This is a genomic window from Actinomycetota bacterium, from assembly GCA_035697485.1.
In the GTDB taxonomy this organism is placed as follows: domain Bacteria; phylum Actinomycetota; class UBA4738; order UBA4738; family HRBIN12; genus JAOUEA01.
The window spans coordinates 1-2588 of the sequence record DASSCU010000014.1; the positions used below are offsets into that span (position 1 = coordinate 1).

Annotated in this window: 3 protein-coding genes; all 3 read left to right on the forward strand. The window is 69.9% G+C overall.

Annotation, left to right across the window (positions count from 1 at the left end; genetic code table 11):
* Positions 1 to 14 precede the first annotated feature (14 nt).
* The 3 genes from VFI59_03040 to VFI59_03050 all read left to right on the forward strand — a co-directional run bounded on the left by VFI59_03040 (position 15) and on the right by VFI59_03050 (position 2321).
* The gene (locus VFI59_03040) at positions 15 to 176 is read left to right on the forward strand and encodes a hypothetical protein (protein HET6712666.1); all 162 of its coding nucleotides are present in this window, start codon (positions 15 to 17) and stop codon (positions 174 to 176) included.
* Between the two features lie 55 nt (positions 177 to 231).
* Positions 232 to 1158: a homocysteine S-methyltransferase gene (gene mmuM / locus VFI59_03045; protein ID HET6712667.1), complete on the forward strand. Its 927-nt coding sequence runs from the start codon at positions 232 to 234 to the stop codon at positions 1156 to 1158.
* Positions 1159 to 1364: 206 nt separating this feature from the next.
* Positions 1365 to 2321, forward strand: a complete 957-nt coding sequence (locus VFI59_03050; protein HET6712668.1) for a superoxide dismutase — start codon at positions 1365 to 1367, stop codon at positions 2319 to 2321.
* Positions 2322 to 2588 lie beyond the last annotated feature (267 nt).

Genomic DNA, 2588 nt, shown 5'->3' on the forward strand with positions numbered 1-2588 from the left:
ACCGCTGTCCTCCCGTGAACAGCGAGTTGGTCTTCGCTCTTCGAAAGGCGAGAGGGCTGCCCGTGCGGATGGTTCGCTATCCCGAGGAGAGCCACTGGATGGCCGGGGTCGGCCGGCCGGACCGCCGGCGAGACCGTCTCGAGCGGATCGTGGCCTGGTTCCGCGACGAGCTGTAGGAAGGAGCGAGCTCGAGTCGAGGGAACTCCTGCGCGTGGGCGAGATGATGGTCGCGTGGATGTCGCAAATCGGTTCCGACAAGACCTGGTGATCGACGGCGGTCTCGCCTCACTGCTCGAGCGCCTCGGTGCCGATCTGACCGACGAGCTCTGGTCGGCTCGACTCCTCCTCGACGACCCGGACACGATCTGCCGGGCACACCGCGCGTACTTCGAGGCGGGAGCCGACGTCGCGATCGGTGCCAGCTACCAGGCTTCTTTCGAAGGGTTCGCCCGGCGCGGGATCGACCACCGGGGGTCGGTAGCGCTGCTCCGCCGGAGCGTCGAGCTCGCCCGGGAGGCGGCCGAGGGGCTCGCGGAGGAAGGCCGGACACCGCTCGTCGCCGCGTCGGTCGGGCCGTACGGTGCCGTGCTCGCCGACGGATCCGAATACGACGGACGCTACGGCATGACAACCGAGGAGCTCGTCGCCTTCCACGAGCCACGGCTCGATGTCCTGCTCGGAGCCGAGCCGGATCTGCTCGCCGTCGAGACGATCCCGTCGATCGTCGAGACCGAGGCGATCGTGCGCCTGCTCGACGCGCGCCCCGAGGCTCGCGCGTGGATGACGTTCAGCTGCCGCGACGAGGAGCGCATCAGCGACGGAACGCCGATCGCCGATGCGGCCACCCTCGCCGCCTCGAGCGAGGCGGTGCTGGGCGTCGGCGTGAACTGCACACCGCCGGGGTTCGTGGCCGGGCTGCTCCGGCGGATCCGGCGACGGCTGCCAGACACACCGCTCGTCGCCTACCCGAACCTCGGCTCGACGTGGGACGCCGGCGCGCGAAGCTGGCGCGCCGAAGGACCCAGACCCGACTTCGGAGCCGGAGCGGCGGCGTGGTATGACGAAGGCGCGAAGGCGGTCGGTGGATGCTGTGGCACCGTGCCCGACGACGTCGCCGCGATCGCGGCCGTGCTGCGCCGACGCGGCGTGACAGCCTAGCTCCTCGAGACTCACCCAGCGGATCGTGGTCGGGTCGCGGATGCGGTGGCTCGGCGCCGTCGAACACCTCGGGGGCCTCGAACCCGCGGACCGTGACGTCCTTGGCAACCGCCAGGAGCGCGGCGGCAACCGCCAGGAGCGTGGCGTCCTGGCCGACCCCGATAGCAGTAGTGTCGCGAGGGAATCAGACGGAGCATCTCCGAAGCATGCAGAAGGAGGGGTTCGCCGTGCGTCATCGCTCCACATCCATCCGTCGATCGATCCGAGCCCTCGCCGTGGTCGCGGTCGCCGCGCTCTCGGTCCCGTTGGGCCTCGGATCGGCGAGCGCCGGTCAGTTGCCGGATCGCATCGCGCTTCCCGACGGCTCGCAGCCCGAAGGCCTCGCGATCACCAACCGCGGGACGTTCTACACAGGATCGCTCGCCGACGGCACGATCTGGGTCGGCGACGTGCAGACCGGCGACGTGAGACGGCTCGTGCCAGGAGGCGCCGGGCGCGTGGCGGTGGGCGTCGAGGTCCGCGGTCGGTTCGTGTGGGTCGCGGGTGGCGACACCGGCATGGCGTGGGTGTTCCGGCGATCGGGCGACCTCGTGCGCACCTACCGGTTCGAGCCAGGGGGCTTCGTCAACGACGTGGTCGTCACGCGACGAGCGGCGTACTTCACCGACTCCCTGCAGCCGTACCTCTATCGAGTGCCGATCGACGACGGCCGCCTGTCTGGCCAGGGCCGTGTCGAGGCGTTGCCCCTCCGCGGCGATCTCGTCTTCGAGGACGGGTTCAACGCCAACGGCATCGACCGCGTCCCGGGCACGTCGATGTTCGTGGTGGTCCAGACGAACACCGGCGAGCTGTTCGCGGTGAGGCAGTCGGGCCGCACACGTGAGATCGATCTCGGTGGTGCGGACGTCGCGTCTGGCGACGGCGTCCTCGTCATCGACCACGTCGCCTATGTGGTGCAGAACTTCCTCAACACGGTCGCGAAGGTGCGACTGTCCGACGATCTGTCCAGCGGTCGAGTCGTGAGCCGCACGGGCGACCCGGACTTCGACGTGCCCACGTCGATCGACACCTATCGCGGCGCGCTCTACCTCGTGAACGCGCGCTTCACGACGACGCCCGAGCCCGACACGCCGTACTGGATCGCCCCGATCCCGAAGCCCTGACCGACCCAACTGACACCCGAAGACGGCGTCGACATGATGTGAGAACGGTCGCTGTGCCGATGACGGCCACGCCGGCGAGGAGCCCGGCGCGCGCGGCGATCGGCCAGGGCCGTGGTGCGCAACGCGAGCGGAGCGAGCACCGGGCGGCCGGCGCTTCCGAGGATCATGAGGATGTTCGCGCCCGGGAAGCCGAGTTCGAGGTCGATGATGCTCGTCGCCCGCCTCGCACCTTCTGTCCGGCCACGATCGCGCCGGCTAGATGCGGTC